Below are 16,984 nucleotides of genomic sequence, written 5' to 3' on the forward strand. Positions count from 1 at the left end.
GATCGTGGAGGGGTCGATGACTCAGGGGGCAGGTCAGGGGTACGACCCCGGATCCGGGTACGAGCCCGGCTACAAGCCCGCGCCCGGGTACGGGACGGCGCCGGATTTCGAACAGGCGGCCGGACCCGACGGGTTCCCGCCACCGGCCGGCTTCGAGGGAGCCGGGCCGACCGACACCACCGCGCCCCCTGACTACAAGGCGGCACCGGCCGGTTATGAACCGGCCTACGAACCGACGCAGCCCGACGTCCCGCTGCTCCCACCCGACTACACCCCGACCGAGCACGATCTGCCGGTGATCACCGGCGGGTCCGAGAAGGGCGAGCGGCCCGGCCCGCTCTACGTGGTCGGCGATGTCCACGGCTACCTCACCGAACTGCTCGACGCGCTCCACGAAGTGGGCCTGGTCGACGAGGACGGCCACTGGTCTGCGGGCAGCGCCCGGCTGTGGTTCCTGGGCGACTTCACCGACCGCGGGCCGGACGGCATCGGCGTCATCGAACTGGTCATGCAGCTCTCCGCGGAGGCCGCCGCGGCCGGCGGCTACTGCCGGGCGCTGATGGGCAATCACGAACTGCTGCTGCTCGGCGCCCACCGCTTCGGCGACACCCCGGTCAACTCGCCGGGCGGCACCGCCTCCTTCCTGGCCGCCTGGCGGCTCAACGGCGGCCAGCCCTCCGACATGGAGCGGCTGGAGGACCGCCATCTGACCTGGATCTCCCGGCTGGACGCGGCCCACCTCACCGACGGCCACCTGTTGCTGCACTCCGACACCACCGCGTACCTCGAATATGGCAGCAGCATCGAGGAGATGAACGACGCGGTCACCGGTGTGCTGCAGCGCAGTGACGCGGACGAATGCTGGGACCTGTTCCGCAAGTTCACCAAGCGCTTCGCGTTCCGCGGCGACGAAGGACCGACCGCCGCCCGCGAACTGCTGGGCGCCTACGGCGGAACGCGGGTCGTGCACGGCCACAGCCCGATCCCGTATCTGCTCGGCGAGGTCGGCGGCGAATATGTGGCGGTGGACGGCGAGGAGCGCGCGCAGGCGGTGCGGGGACCGATGGTCTACGCGGAGAATCTGGCGGTCGCGATGGACGGCGGAGTGACCATGGACGGGCGGCTGCTGGTGGCTCAACTTCCCCTGGTCGGTTAGACCGGCAGCCCACCCGGTCGTACATTTCCAGGTTGCACCCTGTCACGGCCTGCCGTACCGCCCTACCATCGGCAGTATCCGTAGGCCCACCGCTCTCCGGGCATCCGGTCGGCCGAGTCGGTTCCACGTGGAACACCCGCCGAGCACGGGGAGTCGGAGCATCGGGGGATGCACATGAACAGCGTTCCACACCTGCTCAACGAGGACCGCCCGGATTTCGAGCATGTCCTCGACGACGCGCTGCGTATCGTCCTCGACGACATGGACAGCGGCGGTTCCGGGGCGCCTCCCGGCGGCGCCGCCATGTCCCTGAACGCCGAGCAGTTGCGCACCTTGGCACTCGCCTCCACCGAGGAGATCAACGAAGCCGCGGCCGACGCGTACGAGGCGTACCGCGTCGTCCGCATGGAGACCCGGGAAGCGGCCCGCGAGGCCGCCCAGGCCCGTGAGAACCGGGCGTTCGGCTACGCGGCCATGGGAGTCGCGGACCGGGCGGGATCGGGCGCGGGACTCATCCCCGTGCTGGCCGTCCTCACGCCGCTGCTCGCCGGGGCCGCGGCGGTCATCTTCCTGCTGATCGGTTACGCGATGCAGGCCGTCTCCCCGGAGCCGGCCATCGCCGCACCGCTGCGTACCGCCGGCTTCTTCTTCGCCATCCTCACCGGGGCGTCCGTGCTCCTCGGCGGGATCGGCCTGCTGCTGACCGCCCTGCGCGACGGATCCGGGGCGATCCGCGACGCGCCCGACGCCCTGCCGCCCGAGGTGCACCAGGCCCGCGCCCACTGGCGCGAGGAACTGCTCACCCGTGGCATGCTGCCCTTCCTCGACGACGCCCTCGACCAGGCCGGGGCGGTCGGTCCGGCCGACCCGGCACCACCCGCAGCCGCGCCGCGGATGCCCCGACTCGGCTACTCCCGCCCGGACTTCTCCTCGCCGCAGGAATCCCGGCCGACCGCACCGCACTTCAGTTCTCCCGACTTCAGCAGCCCGGACTGGGGCGGCCCGGAGCACGCGCCCGAGTAGTCCGGATGGCCCGCGCCGGGTCGCCCCCGGCGCGGGCGGTTGTTTGACTGCTTCCGTACCTGGTCAGAACGGGAGAAGTCCATGCGCCTGCGCCGTCCGCTCGTCGCCCTGTGCACGATCGCCCCGCTCGCCCTCGCCGCCGCCGGCTGCTCCGACTCCTCCGGCGGCCTGGTCACCGGCACTGACGCGGCCGGCCGCGTCAGCCAGTCCGTCTCCGATCCGCTGCAGGGCAAGTGCAGCCGGTTCGCCGCTCGCGGGGTCACATCGGTCACCAACAACACCGGCGTCGACATCGTGCTGCACCGCACCCGGGACTGCACCGACCTGGCGAACCAGCCCGGCACCTATCTGGGCACCACGCTCTCCATCGTCGCGACGTCCGGGCAGGGACCGTGGCGCAGCTTCACCACAGTGGGCTGGCCGCCCCCGGTCCCCCCGAACGTCCCCGGCGCGAGGATCAACTGACACCGGGCCGAGGCCGAGGTGAGTTGAGGCTGTTTCAAGGCGGAGGCTGTGCCGCGGCTCAGGCTGTGCCGCGGCTGAACCGGGTCAGTCGGCGAGCGGCAGGTACACCCGGTTGCCCGCGGCGGCGAACTCCCGGGACTTCTCCGCCATTCCGGCGGCGACCTCGTCCGCACTGACCGCGCCGGCCCCGTCCCCGGCCGTCTCCGCTCCGGCCGGCTGCGGTCCGCCCTGTTCGCGGCGGATGTCGTGCGAGATCTTCATACTGCAGAACTTCGGCCCGCACATCGAGCAGAAGTGGGCCGTCTTGGCGGGCTCCGCGGGCAGCGTCTCGTCGTGGAAGGACCGGGCGGTGACCGGGTCGAGGGCCAGGTTGAACTGGTCCTCCCAGCGGAACTCGAAGCGGGCGTCGGACAGGGCGTCGTCCCACGCCTGCGCATCCGGATGGCCCTTGGCGAGGTCGGCGGCGTGGGCGGCGATCTTGTAGGTGATCACGCCGGTCTTGACGTCGTCGCGGTCGGGCAGCCCCAGGTGCTCCTTGGGGGTGACGTAGCAGAGCATCGCGGTGCCCCACCAGGCGATCATCGCGGCGCCGATGCCGGAGGTGATGTGGTCGTAGGCGGGCGCGATGTCCGTGGTGAGTGGGCCGAGGGTGTAGAACGGCGCCTCCTCGCAGATCTCCTGCTGGAGGTCGATGTTCTCCTTGATCTTGTGCATCGGCACATGCCCGGGACCTTCGATCATGGTCTGCACCTGGTGCCGCTTGGCGATCGTGTTCAGTTCGCCGAGCGTGCGCAGCTCGGCGAACTGCGCCTCGTCGTTGGCGTCGGCGATGGAGCCGGGACGCAGACCGTCGCCGAGCGAGAAGGTGACGTCGTACGCGGCGAGGATGTCGCAGAGTTCCTCGAAGTTCTCGTAGAGGAAGCTCTCCCGGTGATGGGCCAGGCACCACGCGGCCATGATGGAGCCGCCGCGGGAGACGATGCCGGTCTTGCGGCGCGCGGTCAGCGGCACGTACCGCAGCAGCACACCGGCGTGCACCGTCATGTAGTCCACGCCCTGCTCGGCCTGCTCGATGACGGTGTCCTTGTAGACGTCCCAGCTCAGTTCCTCGGCGCGCCCGTCGACCTTCTCCAGCGCCTGATAGAGCGGCACCGTGCCGATGGGGACGGGGGAGTTGCGCAGCACCCACTCCCGGGTGGTGTGGATGTTCCGCCCGGTCGACAGATCCATCACCGTGTCGGCGCCCCAGTGGGTCGCCCAGGTCATCTTCTCCACCTCCTCCTCAATGGAGGAGGTCACCGCGGAGTTGCCGATGTTGGCGTTGACCTTCACCAGGAACCGCTTGCCGATGATCATCGGCTCGGTCTCCGGGTGGTTGACGTTGGCCGGCAGCACGGCCCGTCCTGCGGCGATCTCGTCCCTGACCACCTCGGGCGGCACGTTCTCGCGGAGCGCCACGTACTCCATCTCCGGGGTGATCTCGCCCCGCCGGGCGTACGCGAGTTGGGTGACCGGCTGCCCGGGGCGCCCGCGGCGGGGGAGCCGTGGCCGGCCGGGGAAGACCGCGTCGAGGTTGCGCAGACCTCCGCGGGGGGAGGTGTGCTTGATCCCGTCGTCCTCGGGGCGGACCGGACGGCCGGGGTACTCCTGCGTGTCGCCCCGCCCGATGATCCAGTTCTCCCGGACCGGGGCCAGGCCCCGCCGGACGTCGGTGGTTACCGACGGGTCGGTGTACGGGCCCGACGTGTCGTACAGCGTCACGTCCTGCCCAGTGGTGAGGTGCACCTGACGGACCGGCACCTGGAGGTCCGGCCGTGATCCGGTGAGATACGACTTGTGCCAGCCGATTTCACGCGTGCGGGCATCCTGCATGGTCATGAGACCTACTCCCTACGCCGGCATTACCCGGTAACAGGTTCGGCGGTCGGCGCAGCAGTCGCGGCGCGGCCGTATCAGCCGCTCCGACGGGTCAGCGCCCTCTCAGCCCGGTGCTCCGAGCTCCCGCGTTTGCAAAGGTGCTGCCACGGTATCCGGTGAGTGCGGACACGCACCAGGGTGTGTTGCGATGATCGCCCGGTGGACTCCGAGGCTCACCAGCAGATTCCCCGGCAGTGCGGTGGCGGATCCGGGCACACGCACGGCCATGCCCATGGCCCGGTTCCGCCGGTCTCGCGGCACCTGCGGAAGGTCATCGCGGCGATCCTGCTGCCGTTCGCCGCGGCGGTGATCGCCGGACTGGTCCTGCTGTGGCCCGGCGGTGCGCCCGGCCACGCGCGGACCGGGGTCGGCTTCGACCAGCAGACCCGCGACGGCAAGGTCACCGCGCTCGTCGACGTCTCCTGCAAGGCGGCGGGGGCGGCCCCGGTCACCTCGGCGCCCTCGGCGACCAGCGACGCGTGCCAGAAGGCGACGATCGAGGTCTCTTCGGGGCCCGACCGGGGCACCATCTTCACCGAGACCGTCCAGCCCGACCAGACCCGCCGCTACACCAAGGGCGAGGGCGTCGTCCTCGCCCACGCCCCCAACGCCCCGCCCGGCCTGCGCTACTCGGTCACCGACGTGGACCGCGGGCTGCCGCTGGCCCTGCTGGCCGGCGTCTTCGCGCTCGCCGTCGTCCTGGTCGGACGGCTGCGCGGCCTCACCGCGCTGATCGCGCTTGCCATCTCGTTCGGGGTGCTGACGCTCTTCATCCTCCCGGCGATCCTGCGTGGCGACAATCCGCTGCTGGTCGCGGTGGTGGGCGGCAGCGCGATCATGCTCATCGCGCTCTATCTGTGCCACGGTCTCAACGCCCGCACCTCGGTGGCCGTGCTGGGCACCTTGTGCTCGCTCTTCCTGATCGGCGTGCTGGGCTCGGTCTTCATCTCCTGGGGACGTCTGACCGGGAACACCTCGGACGAGACCGGCCTCATCCACACCCTCTACCCGGGCATCGAGATCAAGGGCGTGCTGCTCGCCGGGGTGATCATCGGCTCGCTGGGGGTGCTCGACGACGTGACCGTCACCCAGACCGCGGCCGTGTGGGAGCTCAAGGACGCCGACCCGGACGCCAACTGGCGCAAGCTCTACGGGGCCGGCATGCGGATCGGCCGCGACCACATCGCCTCGGTGGTCAACACGCTGGTGATGGCGTACGCGGGCGCCGCGCTCCCGCTGCTGCTGCTCTTCTCCATCGCGCGCAGCGGGGTGCTGCGGGTGGCGGACAGCGAACTCGTCGCCGAGGAGATCGTCCGCACCCTGGTGGGCAGCATCGGTCTGGTGGCGTCGGTGCCGCTGACCACCTTGCTGGCGGCGCTGGTGGTCAGCGCGGACCGGCAGGACCGGCACCGGACAGCGAGCGGCGGTGGCGCCGACGGAGCCGGGGCCGTCAAGGCCGCCCGGCCCGCCGGCGGCCACCGCCGGGCGAAGTGACAGGAGTCACCAGTCGCGCTTGGATCCCGATCCGCCGGACGTGACGCGCTTCACGACGAAGACCAGCGCGCCGACGAGGATCACGAACACCAGCACCTTGAAGAGCAGACCCACCACGATGCTCACCAGGCTGGCGATCAGCGAACCGAACACGACCAGCGCGATGATCGGGATGCCGATCCACTTCACCCACCACGGCAGGCTCTTGAACAGCTTCTCCATGACCGTCTCAACACTCCTCGGTCGCTTCGCGTTCCCCGGCGGCCTTCTGCCGCTGCTTCGAGAGTAGAGCCACCGGCCACCCCGGCGGAGCGTCCCGGCACCGGATACGACCCTGAACCGCCCCCTAGGGCCTGCCGGGCAGGCGCTACGGCTCCGGGGGAGAGAACACCACCATGACCCGGAGGTCCTCGGTGATGTGGTGGAAGCGGTGCGGCGTACCGGCCGCGACATAGATCACGCTGCCGCGGGCGACCGCGGTGGTCTCCTCCCCCACGGTGATCGAGGCCCGTCCGCTGACCACGAGGTAGATCTCGTCCTGGGCGTGCGGCCCCTGCGGGTCCGTTTCCCCGGCCTGGAGCGCGTACAGCCCCGCCGACATGGTGCGTTCCTTCAAGAAGCGCAGGTAGGCGCCCTGATTCGCGGCCCGTTCCGCGTCCAGGTCGTCCAGCCGGAACACCTTCATCGCCACTCCCTGCTCACCGCGGTCCGGTTCGCTGCCGTCCCGATCCCGATCCCGCTACGGTTCTGTCCGGTCTCTTGCCCCGCTGATCGTGTCTGCGACGATCACACCCATGAAGAATTTCATCGTCAAGACCTTGGCGAACGCCGGGGCCCTGGGTGTGGCCACCTGGATACTCAAGGACATCACGCTCACCGGTGACTCGTTCTGGCGCGAGACGCTGAGCCTGATCCTGGTCGCACTGGTCTTCGGCGTGGTGAACTGGCTGGTCAAGCCGGTCGTCCAGCTGCTCTCCTTCCCGCTGTTCATCCTCACCCTCGGGCTGATCACCCTGGTGGTGAACGCCCTGATGCTGCTGCTGACCTCCTGGCTGGCGGGCGAGCTCAGCCTGGACTTCCATGTGCACGGCTTCTGGACCGCGGTCCTCGGCGGCCTGATCATCAGCATCGTCTCGTGGGCGCTGCACCTCGTCCTCCCGGACGACGAGTGAGCGCCGGGACCGGGGGGACGGCGGGGGACAGCACGCGCAGCGTGCACGCCGGACGGCCGCCGGCGACCGCGTACCAGCCGTCGCTGCCGGGGCCGGTCTTCGTCTCGCACTACCACCTGCCGGGCGAGGCGGCCGGCCCGTACACCTACGGCCGGGACGAGAACCCCACCTGGGATCGGCTGGAAGCGGCGATCTCGGAGCTGGAGGCGCCGGGCGATCCGGCGGTGACCACCCTCGCCTTCGCCTCCGGCATGGGCGCGGTCGCCGCGGTACTCCTGTCGCAGGTACGTGCCGGGGAGGTCGTCGTCCTGCCGTCGGACAGCTATCAGGCGACGCGTTCACTGCAGGAGCGGCTGGAGTCCTACGGCGTCGAGGTGCGCCTGGCGCCCACCGCGGGGGACGCGCAGCTCACCGCGCTGGAAGGGGCCCGGCTGCTGTGGCTGGAGAGCCCCTCCAACCCGGAGCTCGACGTGTGCGACATCCGGCGGCTGGCCGACGCGGCCCACGCGGCAGGCGTCCTGGTCGCCGTCGACAACACACTGGCCACCCCGCTCGGGCAGCGTCCGCTCGACCTCGGCGCGGACTTCTCGGTGGCCAGCGCCACCAAGGCGCTCACCGGGCACGGCGACCTGCTGCTCGGTTACGTCACCACCCGCGACCCGGAGCTGACCGCGGGGGTACGCAAGTGGCGCAAGACCGTCGGCGCGATCCCCGGCCCGATGGAGGCCTGGCTGGCCCACCGCTCACTGGCCACCCTCGCGCTGCGGGTGGACCGGCAGGCGTCCAACGCCCTGGCGCTCGCGCAGGCGCTGCTGACCCGGCCCGAGGTGACCGGCGTACGGCACCCGGGGCTGCCGAGCGACCCCGCGCACACGCTCGCGGCCCGCCAGATGCGGCGCTTCGGCAGCGTGGTCTCCTTCACCCTGCCCGACCAGGCGCACGCCGAGCGTTTCCTGGCCGCGCTGAAGCTCACCTCGGAGGCCACCAGCTTCGGCAGTGTGCAGTGCACCGCGGAACGCCGGGCCCGGTGGGGCGGCGACGCGGTGGCGGCCGGCTTCATCCGCTTCTCGGTGGGGGTCGAGGACCCGGCCGACATCCTGGCGGACGTCCTGGGGGCGCTGGACGAAGCGGCGCACTGACCGGGCCGGGTGGCGGGCCATGAGGAGGCGAACGCTCCGATTCGGCGCCGCCGGTACGTTTGCCCCCGGCCCCGCCGCGGCAGACCTCTGGCATGCACCAGGACCAACCCGCAGGAGCCACCACCCGCCCCGTCGTCAAGCGCACCGCCCGCGCGATCATCATCGACGGTGACCGGCTGGTGCTGATCAAGCGCACCAAGCCCGGCATCGCGCCGTACTGGCTCACCCCCGGTGGCGGCGTCGAGGCGGACGACGCCAACATCCTGGCCGCGCTGCACCGGGAGATCGACGAGGAGCTGGGCGGCAAGATCACCGACGCCGTGCCCGCCTTCGTCGACACCACCGAGCACCTCGCGGACGACGGTTCGCACGGCGTGAAGGTGCAGTACTTCTTCGTCTGCCGGCTGGCCTCGATGGATCTCGCGCAGCGGCACGGCCCGGAGATCGACCAGCCGTACGGCGACTACGAAGTGGTGCGGGTGCCCTTCAGCCGGATGGGGCTCGCCATGGTGGACATCGTCCCGTTGACCCTGCGGCACTATCTGGACGCGAACATCGAGGGTGTGCTGGGGCTGCTCGGCTCCGATCTGTCCTGAGCGTCACCGGTCTGTCCTGGGCGTCACCGGCCCACCGGCACCAGCGGGCCCTCGTCGAGTTCGTCGTGGCGTATCCGGTGGGCCGGCATGCCGATCCTGACCAGGGTGTCCATGCTGCTGCGCACCAGGCCGGGCGGCCCGGACAGATAGGCGTCGTAGGCCTCCCACGGCCCGTGGTCGCGCACCGCCTCGGGCAGCGGACCGGTGAGCGCGTCGGTCGGCGTGTCGGAGACGACCGTGCGGACCGACAGCCAGGAGTGCTCGCGCTGCATGGCCAGCATCGTCTCCAGGTCGTAGAGGTCGCCCCGGCGCCGGGCACCGTAGAAGACCTCCATCTCGCGGTTGCCGCCGTGCTGGGCCACGTCCTCGATCAGCGCCTTGATGGGGGCGATGCCGGTCCCGCCGCCGAGGCAGAGCAGGCCGGCGTCGGAGCCGTGGTCCACCGTCATGCAGCCGGCCGGCGGCCCGAGCCTGATCACATCGCCCACCGCGGCCCGGTTGACCAGCGCGTTGCTGACCCAGCCGGCCGGTACCGCCCGGACGTGGAAGGTGAGCAGTCCGTCGTCGCGGGGCGCGGAGGCAAAGGAGTAGTGCCGCCACACCCGTGGCCACCACGGGGTCTCCACGGCGGTGTACTGCCCGGCGAGGAAGGGATACGCCTGGTCAGGCCGTACGGTGATCACCGCGACGTCCGGGGTGCGGCACTCGTGCGCGACCACCTCGGCCTGCCACCAGGGCGGTGCGGTCCGCTCCGCGGCGGCCGACGCGTCGATCATGATCTGCGAGATCGCGGTGTAGGTACGGACCCACGCCGCCTCCGTCTGGGGGGTCCAGACCTTCTCGGCGTACCGGGCCAGTGCGCCCAGCAGGGCCTCGCCGACGGCCGGGTAGTGCTCGGGCCTGGTGCCGTACTTGCGGTGGCCGCGGCCCAGGCCGGACAGGTACGCGGTCAGGGCGGCCGGGTCGTCCATCTGCTCGGCTGCGGTGAGCAGCGCCTTGAGCAGCCGGTCGCGCTGGGTGTCCATCGCGACGGGGAACATCTCTCGGGTCTCGGGGTGGCGGATGAAAAGCAGCGCGTAGAAGTACGAGGTCGCCTTGTCCGCGACCGGCGCGATCTCCTGCAGGGTGCGCCGGATCAGGAAGGCGTCCGGCGACGGAGGCTTGGCGTCCATGATGGGGCGAGCGTGGCACGGCTGGAGTCCGTGCGGACGAATAGCCGCAAGGACCGGATTCCGGCCACCTCGGTCGCGTAGTATCCGCCCGCGGCGACGCGATGTTCCACGTGGAACACGCAGCGTGACCGCCACAGGGGCCGGGCAGACCGGCCTGGCCTGGGTGGTGAACGCCTACCTGATCGCGTTCGCCGGCCTGCTGCTGCTCTCCGGCCGGCTCGGCGATCCGCTCGGCCGCCGCCGCATCCTGGTGGCCGGCCTCACCGCCTTCACCGCCGCCTCCCTCCTGTGCGGCTTCGCCGCGGCGTTGCTGCGGCCACCGGCCGACGGCACGGCGGCGGTCTCAGCGGTCCTGCCAGCCCGGGAAGCCGCCCGGCACCGGAGCCGACGGATCGTAAGGCCGGCGTGTGAAGACGAAGGAGCCGAGGTCGAGATGGCTCAACGAGCCGTCCGGCCGCCGTACCGGCCGCAGTGTCTCCCCCGCGTAATAGCCCTCGCGGCCGGTCCAGGTGCCGTCATGTTCCACGTGGAACCGTGATCCACGGCCCTGGCCGGCCAGCGGCTCCAGCAGCAGTTCGCCACCGGCCCGCACCCGCAGCACAACGCAGGTCGTCCCCCAGTACCAGGGCCCGGCGAGGTCCAGCAGCACGGGATCGACGTTCTCCATGGGCTGCCAGGGCGTGGGGAAGCCCGGCTCGGCGTGGGCGGTGATCGCCAGCAGGTCGGCGGCGATCGCGGAGACCGCGGGTCCGGACGTGCAGTTGGCCAGGGCCAGCGCGCCCACCCCGTCCGCGACGCTCACCCACAGTGCGGCGAGAAAACCGGGCATCGAGCCGGTGTGCCCGGCGAGAGCGCGGCCGTCCCGGCGCAGCAACTGCACCCCGAGCCCGTAGCCGCCGTCCGGGTTGGTGTCATCGGGCGGCGCGGCCGGCAGCCGCATCTCCTCCACCGTGGCGGGGGCCAGCACGCGCTCGTCCCCGGCCGCCAGAAAGGCAGCCCACCGGGCCAGATCGGCGGCGGTCGACCAGAGTTCGCCCGCCGGAGCCATCCGCCCCGTCTCCTGTACGGCCTCGGGGCGCATCACATCCGCCCACGGGTGGACGGCGAAGCCCCCGGCGGCCGGAGCCTGTGGCCGCAGCGACGTACGGTCCATGCCGAGCGGCTCCAGCACCTCGGCCCGCAGCGCCGCACCGAAGGACGTTCCGCGCCGCTGCTCCACGAGGGCGCCGAGCAGGGCGAAGCCGGGGTTGGAGTAGTGGTAGCGGCGCCCGGCCGGATGCTTCACCGGCGCCGGGCCGAGGACGTCGGCGAGTTCGGGCCGCAGGTCGCCCGGGGTCCGCTCCCACCAGGGGGCGGGGGTCTCGGAGGCCAGTCCTGAGGTGTGGCTGAGCAGTTGGCCCACCGTCAGGGCGGCGACCCCGGCGTCGAGTCCCGGCAGATGCCGGCCCACCGGGTCGGTGAGAGCCAGCGCGCCCTCGTCCCGCAGCCGCAGCACCAGCACGGCCACGAAGGTCTTGGTCAGCGAGCCGATCCGGTACTGGGTGCCGGCGTCCGGGGCGTGCCCCTCGATCATGCTGCGTCCGCCGCTCCACACCAGCCGCCCGTCACGTACCACCGCCCCGACGAGCGAGGGGGTACGGCCCTGCGCCTGCCCCACCGCCAGCCGGTGCAGCAGTGCCCGCCGGGTAGCCGGCAGCAACGCGTCCGCGCCGTGCTCGTCCTCAACCGCCACTCGTCGTGCTCCCCTTCGCCGCTGCTTCCCGATCCGCCGCCCGGAACCGGACGGAGATGATCGACATCCGCAACGACCGTACCCCGGGCAGCAGATGGGAGACAGGCGCGATGGCGTACAGCCCCCGCCCACGCGGCAGCCGCAGACTGCGGACCCCGGCGATCCGCGGCGAGGCGGCGGCCACCTTGCGGTACTCCTTGACGTCCATGCCCCACTGCCAGCGGGGCGCGCGGTAGCCGCCCTCGGGGACGTCGAAGGCACCGGCCTGGTTACGGGCGACCATGGAGCGCGAGAGGGTGTCGAAGAGGAAGCCGCCGCCGGGGAAGCGCTCCGCGCACGCCGCGATCAGGCCCTTGACCTCCTGCTCCGGCAGATACATCAACAGGCCCTGGGCGGTGACCAGTACGTCCTGCGGCGGCACGCCGCTCGCCGTCACCTCGTCCATCCACCGCGGGTCGAGCGCCGAGCACGCCAGGGTGCGCCGCCGCGGCGGCTCGTCGGGCAGCAAGGCGCCGCGTACCGCCACCGTCTCCGGCAGATCCACCGTCAGCCAGCGGACCCGCCCGTCGTCCACCCGCCAGAACTGCGTCTCCAGCCCCTCGCCCAGCGCCACCACCATGCCGCCGGGGTGCTCGGCGATGAAGCGCCGCACCTCGTCGTCCAGGCAGCGCACCCGCAGCGCGTGCCACTGTGCCATGGGGGCGCCGCCGAACCGTTCGAAGGGGTAGTCGATCCGCTCGACCAACTCCACCGCCCGCGGGTCGTCGAGCAGCCGGCTGCCGTCGCGCCTGGCTTCCGCCGCCCGGTTGTAGAGATTCCACAGCAGCGTCTCGGGCACGCCGTCCAGCTCGACCTTCAGCCGCTCGCCGCGGTCCACGCCGCCGTTCCGCCGGGCATCGTCCATTCCCCCAGACTCTCATCCGCCCGGTCGGCAGGCGCGGAGCCCGCCGGGCACGCCGCCGGCCACCGCTGCCGGTCCAAACGGTTGACACCCCCAGGGGGCGGGCGTAGACATCCCTTCGGTCAGAGAGCGCTCTCAGTGCGGGCGCCCACCGGCCACCGCTTCCCCGCACGGGCCGCGGCGCAGCTGTCGCGGTATCGGTTCCCCCCATCTCGATGAGCCGTTCCGACCTGTAGGAGCACACATGAGGGTCACCCCACTTGGCCTCTCCGCGAACCGTAAACGTTTCCGAAAATCTCCCCAGGGCGTTGTGCTGCTCGCCCTGGCGCTGATCGCCTCGGCCTATCTCTCGCTGGTGCCGACCTCCTCGCACGCCGCCACTCCCGTGCTGCTCTCCCAGGGCAAGCCGGCCACCGCATCCTCCGTACAGGACGCCTTCACCGCGAACGCGGCGGTGGACGGCGACACCGGCACCCGCTGGTCCAGCGCTGCCACCGACCCCCAGTGGCTCCAGGTCGACCTCGGCTCCGCCCAGCCGATCACCCAGGTGGTGCTCAACTGGGAGACCGCGTACGGCAAGGCGTTCAAGATCCAGACGTCCAACGACGGTTCCACGTGGAACGACATCTACTCCACGACCACCGGCACGGGGGGCACCCAGACCCTCAGCGTGACCGGCACCGGCCGCTACGTACGGATGTACGGCACCGTGCGGGGCACCCAATGGGGCTACTCACTCTGGGAGTTCCAGGTCTACGGCGGTTCCGGCGGCGGTACGAACCCGCCGGCCACCTGCGCCACGACCACCGCCGCACTCGGCAAACCGGCCACCGCCTCCTCCACCGAGAACGCCGGCACCCCGGCCTCTGCGGCCTTCGACGGCAACGCGGGCACCCGCTGGTCCAGCGCGCCCTCCGACCCGCAGTGGGTCCAGGTGGACCTCGGCTCCTCGCAGACCCTCTGCGGCGCCCAGTTGAGCTGGGAGACCGCGTACGCGAAGGCGTACCAGATCCAGGTCTCGGACAACGGTTCCACGTGGAACACTGTCTACTCCACGACCAACGGTCCTGGTGGCGTGGAGAACCTCTCCTTCACCGGCACCGGCCGCTATGTGCGGATGTACGGCACCGTGCGGGCCACCCAGTACGGCTACTCGCTCTGGGAGTTCACCCTGCTGACGCCCGGTGGCACCGGCACCACCCCGCCGCCCGGCGGCGGCAACGGCGACTGCCCGTGGGTGGGTTCGACCGCGCCGGTCGCCACCCGTGTCGCGCAGGTGATGGCGCAGATGACCACCGCGCAGAAGGTGTCGATCCTGCACGGCAACAACAACGCGTCGCCGTACATCGGCAACATCACCGGCATACCGTCGCTCTGCATCCCGGACATCGGTCTCCAGGACGGCCCGGCGGGCGTCGGTGACGGCCTCGGCGGCGTCACCCAGATGCCGTCCGGCAACGCGTCGGCGGCGACCTTCGACGATGCGCTGGAGCAGCAGTACGGCGCGGCCATCGGTGCCGAGTTCGCCGGGAAGGGCGTGCAGGTGGCGCTCGGCCCGACGCTGAACATCGTGCGCGACCCGCGCTGGGGCCGGTCCTTCGAGAGCTTCAGCGAGGACCCGTACCTCAACGGACGGCTGGCGGCAGCGGACATCCGCGGCATCCAGAGCCAGGGTGTGATGGCCGAGATGAAGCACGTGGCCGTCTACAACATCGAGAACCCGGCCGGCACGGTCGTGGTCGACAAGCGGACCATGCAGGAGCTGTACCTGCCGGCCTTCCAGGCCGCGATCCAGCAGGGGTCCCCGGCCGCGGCGATGTGCGCGTACAGCATCGTCAACAGCGTGCCGGCCTGCCAGAACCCGGATCTGCTCAACACCGGCCTCTACCAGCAGGCGAACTTCGGCGGCTTCGTCACCAGCGACTGGGGCGGCACCCACGCGACGGTGGAGTCGGCGAACGCGGGGCTGACGGTGGAAATGCCCAACGGGTACTTCTTCGCCGACTTCCTGGCGCAGGCGGTGGCCAACGGCACCGTCAGCCAGACGACGCTGGACACCATGGTGAGCCGGCTGCTCACGCAGTTCTTCGCGTTCGGCCTCTTCGACAAGGCGCCCAGCGGTTCGCGGGACGCCACCGTCACCACCCCGGCCCACGTCCAGGTCGCCCTCCAGGGCGCCGAGGAGGGTGCCGTCCTGCTGAAGAACAACGGCATCCTGCCGCTCTCCACCGCCACTACCCACTCGATCGCGGTGATCGGCTGGGACGGCGGCGCGGGTGTGCAGTCCATCGGCGGCGGCAGTGCCACGGTGACCAGTTCGGGAACGGTGTGGCCGATCACCGGCATCCAGAACCGGGTGGCCGGCACCGGCACCACCGTCCAGTACAACGACGCCACGAACCTCAGCTCCGCGGTCACCCTGGCCCGCAGCTCCGACGTGGCGATCGTCTTCGCCAGCGACAACTACGGCAACGAGGAGCACGACACCACCACGCTCGACCTGCCCAACAACGGCGGCAGCACGGTCAGTCAGAACGACATGATCGCCCAGGTCGCCGCGGCGAACCCGCACACCATCGTGGTGCTCAACAACAACTCGGCGATCAACATGCCGTGGCTGAACCAGGTCGCGGGCGTCTTCGAGGCCTTCTACCCGGGCCAGCAGATCGGCACGGCGATGGCGGCGCTGATCTTCGGCGACGTCAACCCGTCGGGCAAGCTCCCGGTCACCTTCCCGAAGTCGCTCGCGGACGTGCCCGCCAACACCCCCGCGCAGTGGCCGGGCACGAACGGGCAGGTGCAGTACAGCGAGGGCCTCAACGTCGGCTACAAGTGGTACGACGCGAAGAACATCGACCCGCTCTTCCCGTTCGGCTTCGGCCTGTCGTACACCACCTTCGGATTCAGCAATCTGCAGGTGGGGGCGCTGTCCGGGGGGAACTCGACGGTCCATGTCACGGTGACCAACACCGGGTCGCGGGCCGGCACCGACGTCGCGCAGCTCTACGTCGGCGACCCGGTGTCGACCGGTGAGCCGGTGCATCAGCTGCGCGGCTACCAGCGGGTGACCCTCAACCCGGGCCAGTCGCAGACGCTGACCTTCACGGTGAGCACCCATGACCTGGCCTACTGGAACACCGGCAGCAACAACTGGACGACCGCGGCGGGCAATTACCAGATCCTGGTGGGTGACTCCTCACGCAACCTCCCGGTGACGGGCACGCTCAACGTTCCCAGCGCCGTCACGCCGGCCACCGTCACCCCGGCCGCGACCGCTGCCCTGGCGGTGCCGAACCCGTACGGCATGAGCAGCCCGGTGCACACCCCGGTCAGCTGGGCCTTCGACCCGAACAGCGCGGCCGGCACCGCCTACACCGCGACCGGCCTGCCGCCCGGCATCTCGCTGGCTGCCGACGGCACGTTCACCGGCGCCGCCACGAAGGCGGGCACCTACACCGTGACCGTCACCGCCACGTCCCGTTCCTCCGCCACCGGCGCGGCCACCTTCGTCTGGACCGCCACGCCCTGACCACCCCTCTCCCCACCCACCAGCGCCCCCGCCTCCCCCGGAGCCGGGGGCGCCCCCTTGTCCCTCACAGCCGGCCCCGCACCGCGTCAAAGGACTCGTCGTGCCAGCGCCAGCCGGCGGTGCCGTCGCCGTGGATGTGCAGTATGAACTCGGCGACCGGGCCGCCGTCGGGAAACGCCAGGGTGAGCGCGCTGCGTATCCGGGTGAAGCAGGCGTCGGCCCGCTCCCAGTCCTCCTCGTCGGCAGCCCGCTCTTGCTCACTGAAGAGGGGACGAAACTCTTCAAAACCAGGAAGCGTCTCGACGTCGGCGTGCACCCAGGGCATATCGACCCCGGTCACGGTCAGCCGGGCGATCTCTTGGTCACCGTGGTGAAGTCGCCAGATCCTGCCGGAGGTCAGGTTCGGGTTGGTCATGTCTCCCATGATGACGATCGACACTGACAGGCCGGGGGTGACTTCACCGCCCCGCCGCCCCTCCATCTCGTTCACACCTGTCTCGACCCTCGCCCCGCAAGGTCGGCACCCAGATCAATGCGCCAAGCCGCAGTTCTTCGACGGTGAGCAGTCGGGAGCCCCGGCCTGGCCGTTGCCGCCGCTCTCACGCAAGCAGCCGCTCATCAGCAGCGACCTCGCCGGGATCGACAAGATCCACTGACAGGAGCACCGCCGACGGCCAACTCCGAGTGG

Annotated in this window: 16 protein-coding genes and 1 pseudogene; 10 read left to right on the top strand and 7 right to left on the bottom strand. The window is 71.0% G+C overall.

From position 1 onward, the window contains the following. The first annotated feature begins 16 nt into the window (after positions 1-16). From OG552_RS17815 to OG552_RS17825, 3 genes are all read left to right on the top strand, one after another. Positions 17-1,156 (top strand): metallophosphoesterase, encoded by a 1,140-nt coding sequence (locus OG552_RS17815; protein WP_329134071.1) that lies wholly within the window; start codon positions 17-19, stop codon positions 1,154-1,156. A gap of 174 nt (positions 1,157-1,330) precedes the next feature. Further along, the gene (locus OG552_RS17820) at positions 1,331-2,179 is read left to right on the top strand and encodes a hypothetical protein (protein WP_329134073.1); all 849 of its coding nucleotides are present in this window, start codon (positions 1,331-1,333) and stop codon (positions 2,177-2,179) included. A gap of 81 nt (positions 2,180-2,260) precedes the next feature. Further along, the gene (locus OG552_RS17825) at positions 2,261-2,644 is read left to right on the top strand and encodes a hypothetical protein (RefSeq protein WP_329134075.1); all 384 of its coding nucleotides are present in this window, start codon (positions 2,261-2,263) and stop codon (positions 2,642-2,644) included. An 84-nt stretch (positions 2,645-2,728) separates the two neighbouring features. Here OG552_RS17825 and thiC read toward each other — a convergent pair whose 3' ends face one another. Continuing rightward, a complete protein-coding gene (gene thiC, locus OG552_RS17830) occupies positions 2,729-4,522 on the bottom strand; it encodes a phosphomethylpyrimidine synthase ThiC (protein WP_329134076.1) in 1,794 nt (597 codons plus the stop codon). 198 nt (positions 4,523-4,720) lie between these two features. Here thiC and OG552_RS17835 point away from each other — a divergent pair, with 198 nt between their 5' ends. Next, entirely contained in the window at positions 4,721-6,055 is a 1,335-nt protein-coding gene (locus tag OG552_RS17835; RefSeq protein ID WP_329134078.1) for a YibE/F family protein, read from the top strand. 6 nt (positions 6,056-6,061) lie between these two features. On the opposite strand, the gene OG552_RS17840 is transcribed toward OG552_RS17835, so the two are convergent. Both OG552_RS17840 and OG552_RS17845 read right to left on the bottom strand, forming a co-directional pair. After that, positions 6,062-6,277, bottom strand: a complete 216-nt coding sequence (locus tag OG552_RS17840; protein WP_329134080.1) for a DUF5326 family protein — start codon at positions 6,275-6,277, stop codon at positions 6,062-6,064. Positions 6,278-6,422: 145 nt separating this feature from the next. Beyond that, a complete protein-coding gene (locus OG552_RS17845; protein WP_329134082.1) occupies positions 6,423-6,740 on the bottom strand; it encodes a cupin domain-containing protein in 318 nt (105 codons plus the stop codon). 109 nt (positions 6,741-6,849) lie between these two features. Here OG552_RS17845 and OG552_RS17850 point away from each other — a divergent pair, with 109 nt between their 5' ends. From OG552_RS17850 to OG552_RS17860, 3 genes are all read left to right on the top strand, one after another. Beyond that, positions 6,850-7,227 carry a phage holin family protein gene (locus OG552_RS17850; protein WP_329134084.1) on the top strand — a complete coding sequence of 126 codons (378 nt, stop codon included), beginning with the start codon at positions 6,850-6,852 and terminating at the stop codon, positions 7,225-7,227. After that, positions 7,224-8,366: a cystathionine gamma-lyase gene (locus tag OG552_RS17855; protein ID WP_329134086.1), complete on the top strand. Its 1,143-nt coding sequence runs from the start codon at positions 7,224-7,226 to the stop codon at positions 8,364-8,366. The genes OG552_RS17850 and OG552_RS17855 overlap by 4 nt, the downstream gene beginning before the upstream one ends. Before the next feature lie 92 nt (positions 8,367-8,458). After that, positions 8,459-8,962, top strand: a complete 504-nt coding sequence (locus OG552_RS17860; RefSeq protein WP_329134088.1) for an NUDIX hydrolase — start codon at positions 8,459-8,461, stop codon at positions 8,960-8,962. A gap of 23 nt (positions 8,963-8,985) precedes the next feature. Here the strand turns inward: OG552_RS17860 and OG552_RS17865 are convergent, their stop codons facing one another. Continuing rightward, entirely contained in the window at positions 8,986-10,134 is a 1,149-nt protein-coding gene (locus tag OG552_RS17865; RefSeq protein ID WP_443070961.1) for a globin domain-containing protein, read from the bottom strand. 151 nt (positions 10,135-10,285) lie between these two features. Here OG552_RS17865 and OG552_RS17870 point away from each other — a divergent pair. After that, positions 10,286-10,435: pseudogene (locus OG552_RS17870) on the top strand (MFS transporter); the annotation flags it as partial. A gap of 42 nt (positions 10,436-10,477) precedes the next feature. Here OG552_RS17870 and OG552_RS17875 read toward each other — a convergent pair. Both OG552_RS17875 and OG552_RS17880 read right to left on the bottom strand, forming a co-directional pair. Then, a complete protein-coding gene (locus OG552_RS17875; protein ID WP_329134093.1) occupies positions 10,478-11,866 on the bottom strand; it encodes a serine hydrolase domain-containing protein in 1,389 nt (462 codons plus the stop codon). Further along, positions 11,856-12,770 (bottom strand): class I SAM-dependent methyltransferase, encoded by a 915-nt coding sequence (locus OG552_RS17880; RefSeq protein ID WP_329134095.1) that lies wholly within the window; start codon positions 12,768-12,770, stop codon positions 11,856-11,858. The genes OG552_RS17875 and OG552_RS17880 overlap by 11 nt, the downstream gene beginning before the upstream one ends. 241 nt (positions 12,771-13,011) lie before the next feature. Here OG552_RS17880 and OG552_RS17885 point away from each other — a divergent pair, with 241 nt between their 5' ends. After that, complete coding sequence (locus OG552_RS17885) at positions 13,012-16,296, top strand: discoidin domain-containing protein (protein WP_329134097.1); 3,285 nt, start codon at positions 13,012-13,014, stop codon at positions 16,294-16,296. A gap of 64 nt (positions 16,297-16,360) precedes the next feature. Here the strand turns inward: OG552_RS17885 and OG552_RS17890 are convergent, their stop codons facing one another. Next, positions 16,361-16,711, bottom strand: a complete 351-nt coding sequence (locus OG552_RS17890; protein ID WP_329134099.1) for a hypothetical protein — start codon at positions 16,709-16,711, stop codon at positions 16,361-16,363. A gap of 7 nt (positions 16,712-16,718) precedes the next feature. On the opposite strand from OG552_RS17890, the gene OG552_RS17895 reads away from it, so the two are divergent. After that, on the top strand, positions 16,719-16,952 hold the full coding sequence (locus OG552_RS17895) for a hypothetical protein (RefSeq protein ID WP_329134100.1): 234 nt from the start codon (positions 16,719-16,721) through the stop codon (positions 16,950-16,952). Positions 16,953-16,984 lie beyond the last annotated feature (32 nt).

Source organism: Streptomyces sp. NBC_01476, from assembly GCF_036227265.1.
Lineage (GTDB): Bacteria > Actinomycetota > Actinomycetes > Streptomycetales > Streptomycetaceae > Actinacidiphila.

Excerpts from the sequence above, each read along its gene's own strand:
- OG552_RS17890 (WP_329134099.1), bottom strand. The coding sequence starts at position 16,711 with ATGACCAACCCGAACCTGACCTCCGGCAGGATCTGGCGACTTCACCAC.
- thiC (WP_329134076.1), bottom strand. The coding sequence starts at position 4,522 with ATGACCATGCAGGATGCCCGCACGCGTGAAATCGGCTGGCACAAGTCG.
- OG552_RS17845 (WP_329134082.1), bottom strand. The coding sequence starts at position 6,740 with ATGAAGGTGTTCCGGCTGGACGACCTGGACGCGGAACGGGCCGCGAAT.
- OG552_RS17825 (WP_329134075.1), top strand. The coding sequence starts at position 2,261 with ATGCGCCTGCGCCGTCCGCTCGTCGCCCTGTGCACGATCGCCCCGCTC.
- OG552_RS17850 (WP_329134084.1), top strand. The coding sequence starts at position 6,850 with ATGAAGAATTTCATCGTCAAGACCTTGGCGAACGCCGGGGCCCTGGGT.
- OG552_RS17880 (WP_329134095.1), bottom strand. The coding sequence starts at position 12,770 with ATGGACGATGCCCGGCGGAACGGCGGCGTGGACCGCGGCGAGCGGCTG.
- OG552_RS17820 (WP_329134073.1), top strand. The coding sequence starts at position 1,331 with ATGAACAGCGTTCCACACCTGCTCAACGAGGACCGCCCGGATTTCGAG.
- OG552_RS17815 (WP_329134071.1), top strand. The coding sequence starts at position 17 with ATGACTCAGGGGGCAGGTCAGGGGTACGACCCCGGATCCGGGTACGAG.
- OG552_RS17895 (WP_329134100.1), top strand. The coding sequence starts at position 16,719 with ATGATGACGATCGACACTGACAGGCCGGGGGTGACTTCACCGCCCCGC.
- OG552_RS17865 (WP_443070961.1), bottom strand. The coding sequence starts at position 10,134 with ATGGACGCCAAGCCTCCGTCGCCGGACGCCTTCCTGATCCGGCGCACC.
- OG552_RS17840 (WP_329134080.1), bottom strand. The coding sequence starts at position 6,277 with ATGGAGAAGCTGTTCAAGAGCCTGCCGTGGTGGGTGAAGTGGATCGGC.
- OG552_RS17860 (WP_329134088.1), top strand. The coding sequence starts at position 8,459 with ATGCACCAGGACCAACCCGCAGGAGCCACCACCCGCCCCGTCGTCAAG.
- OG552_RS17885 (WP_329134097.1), top strand. The coding sequence starts at position 13,012 with ATGAGGGTCACCCCACTTGGCCTCTCCGCGAACCGTAAACGTTTCCGA.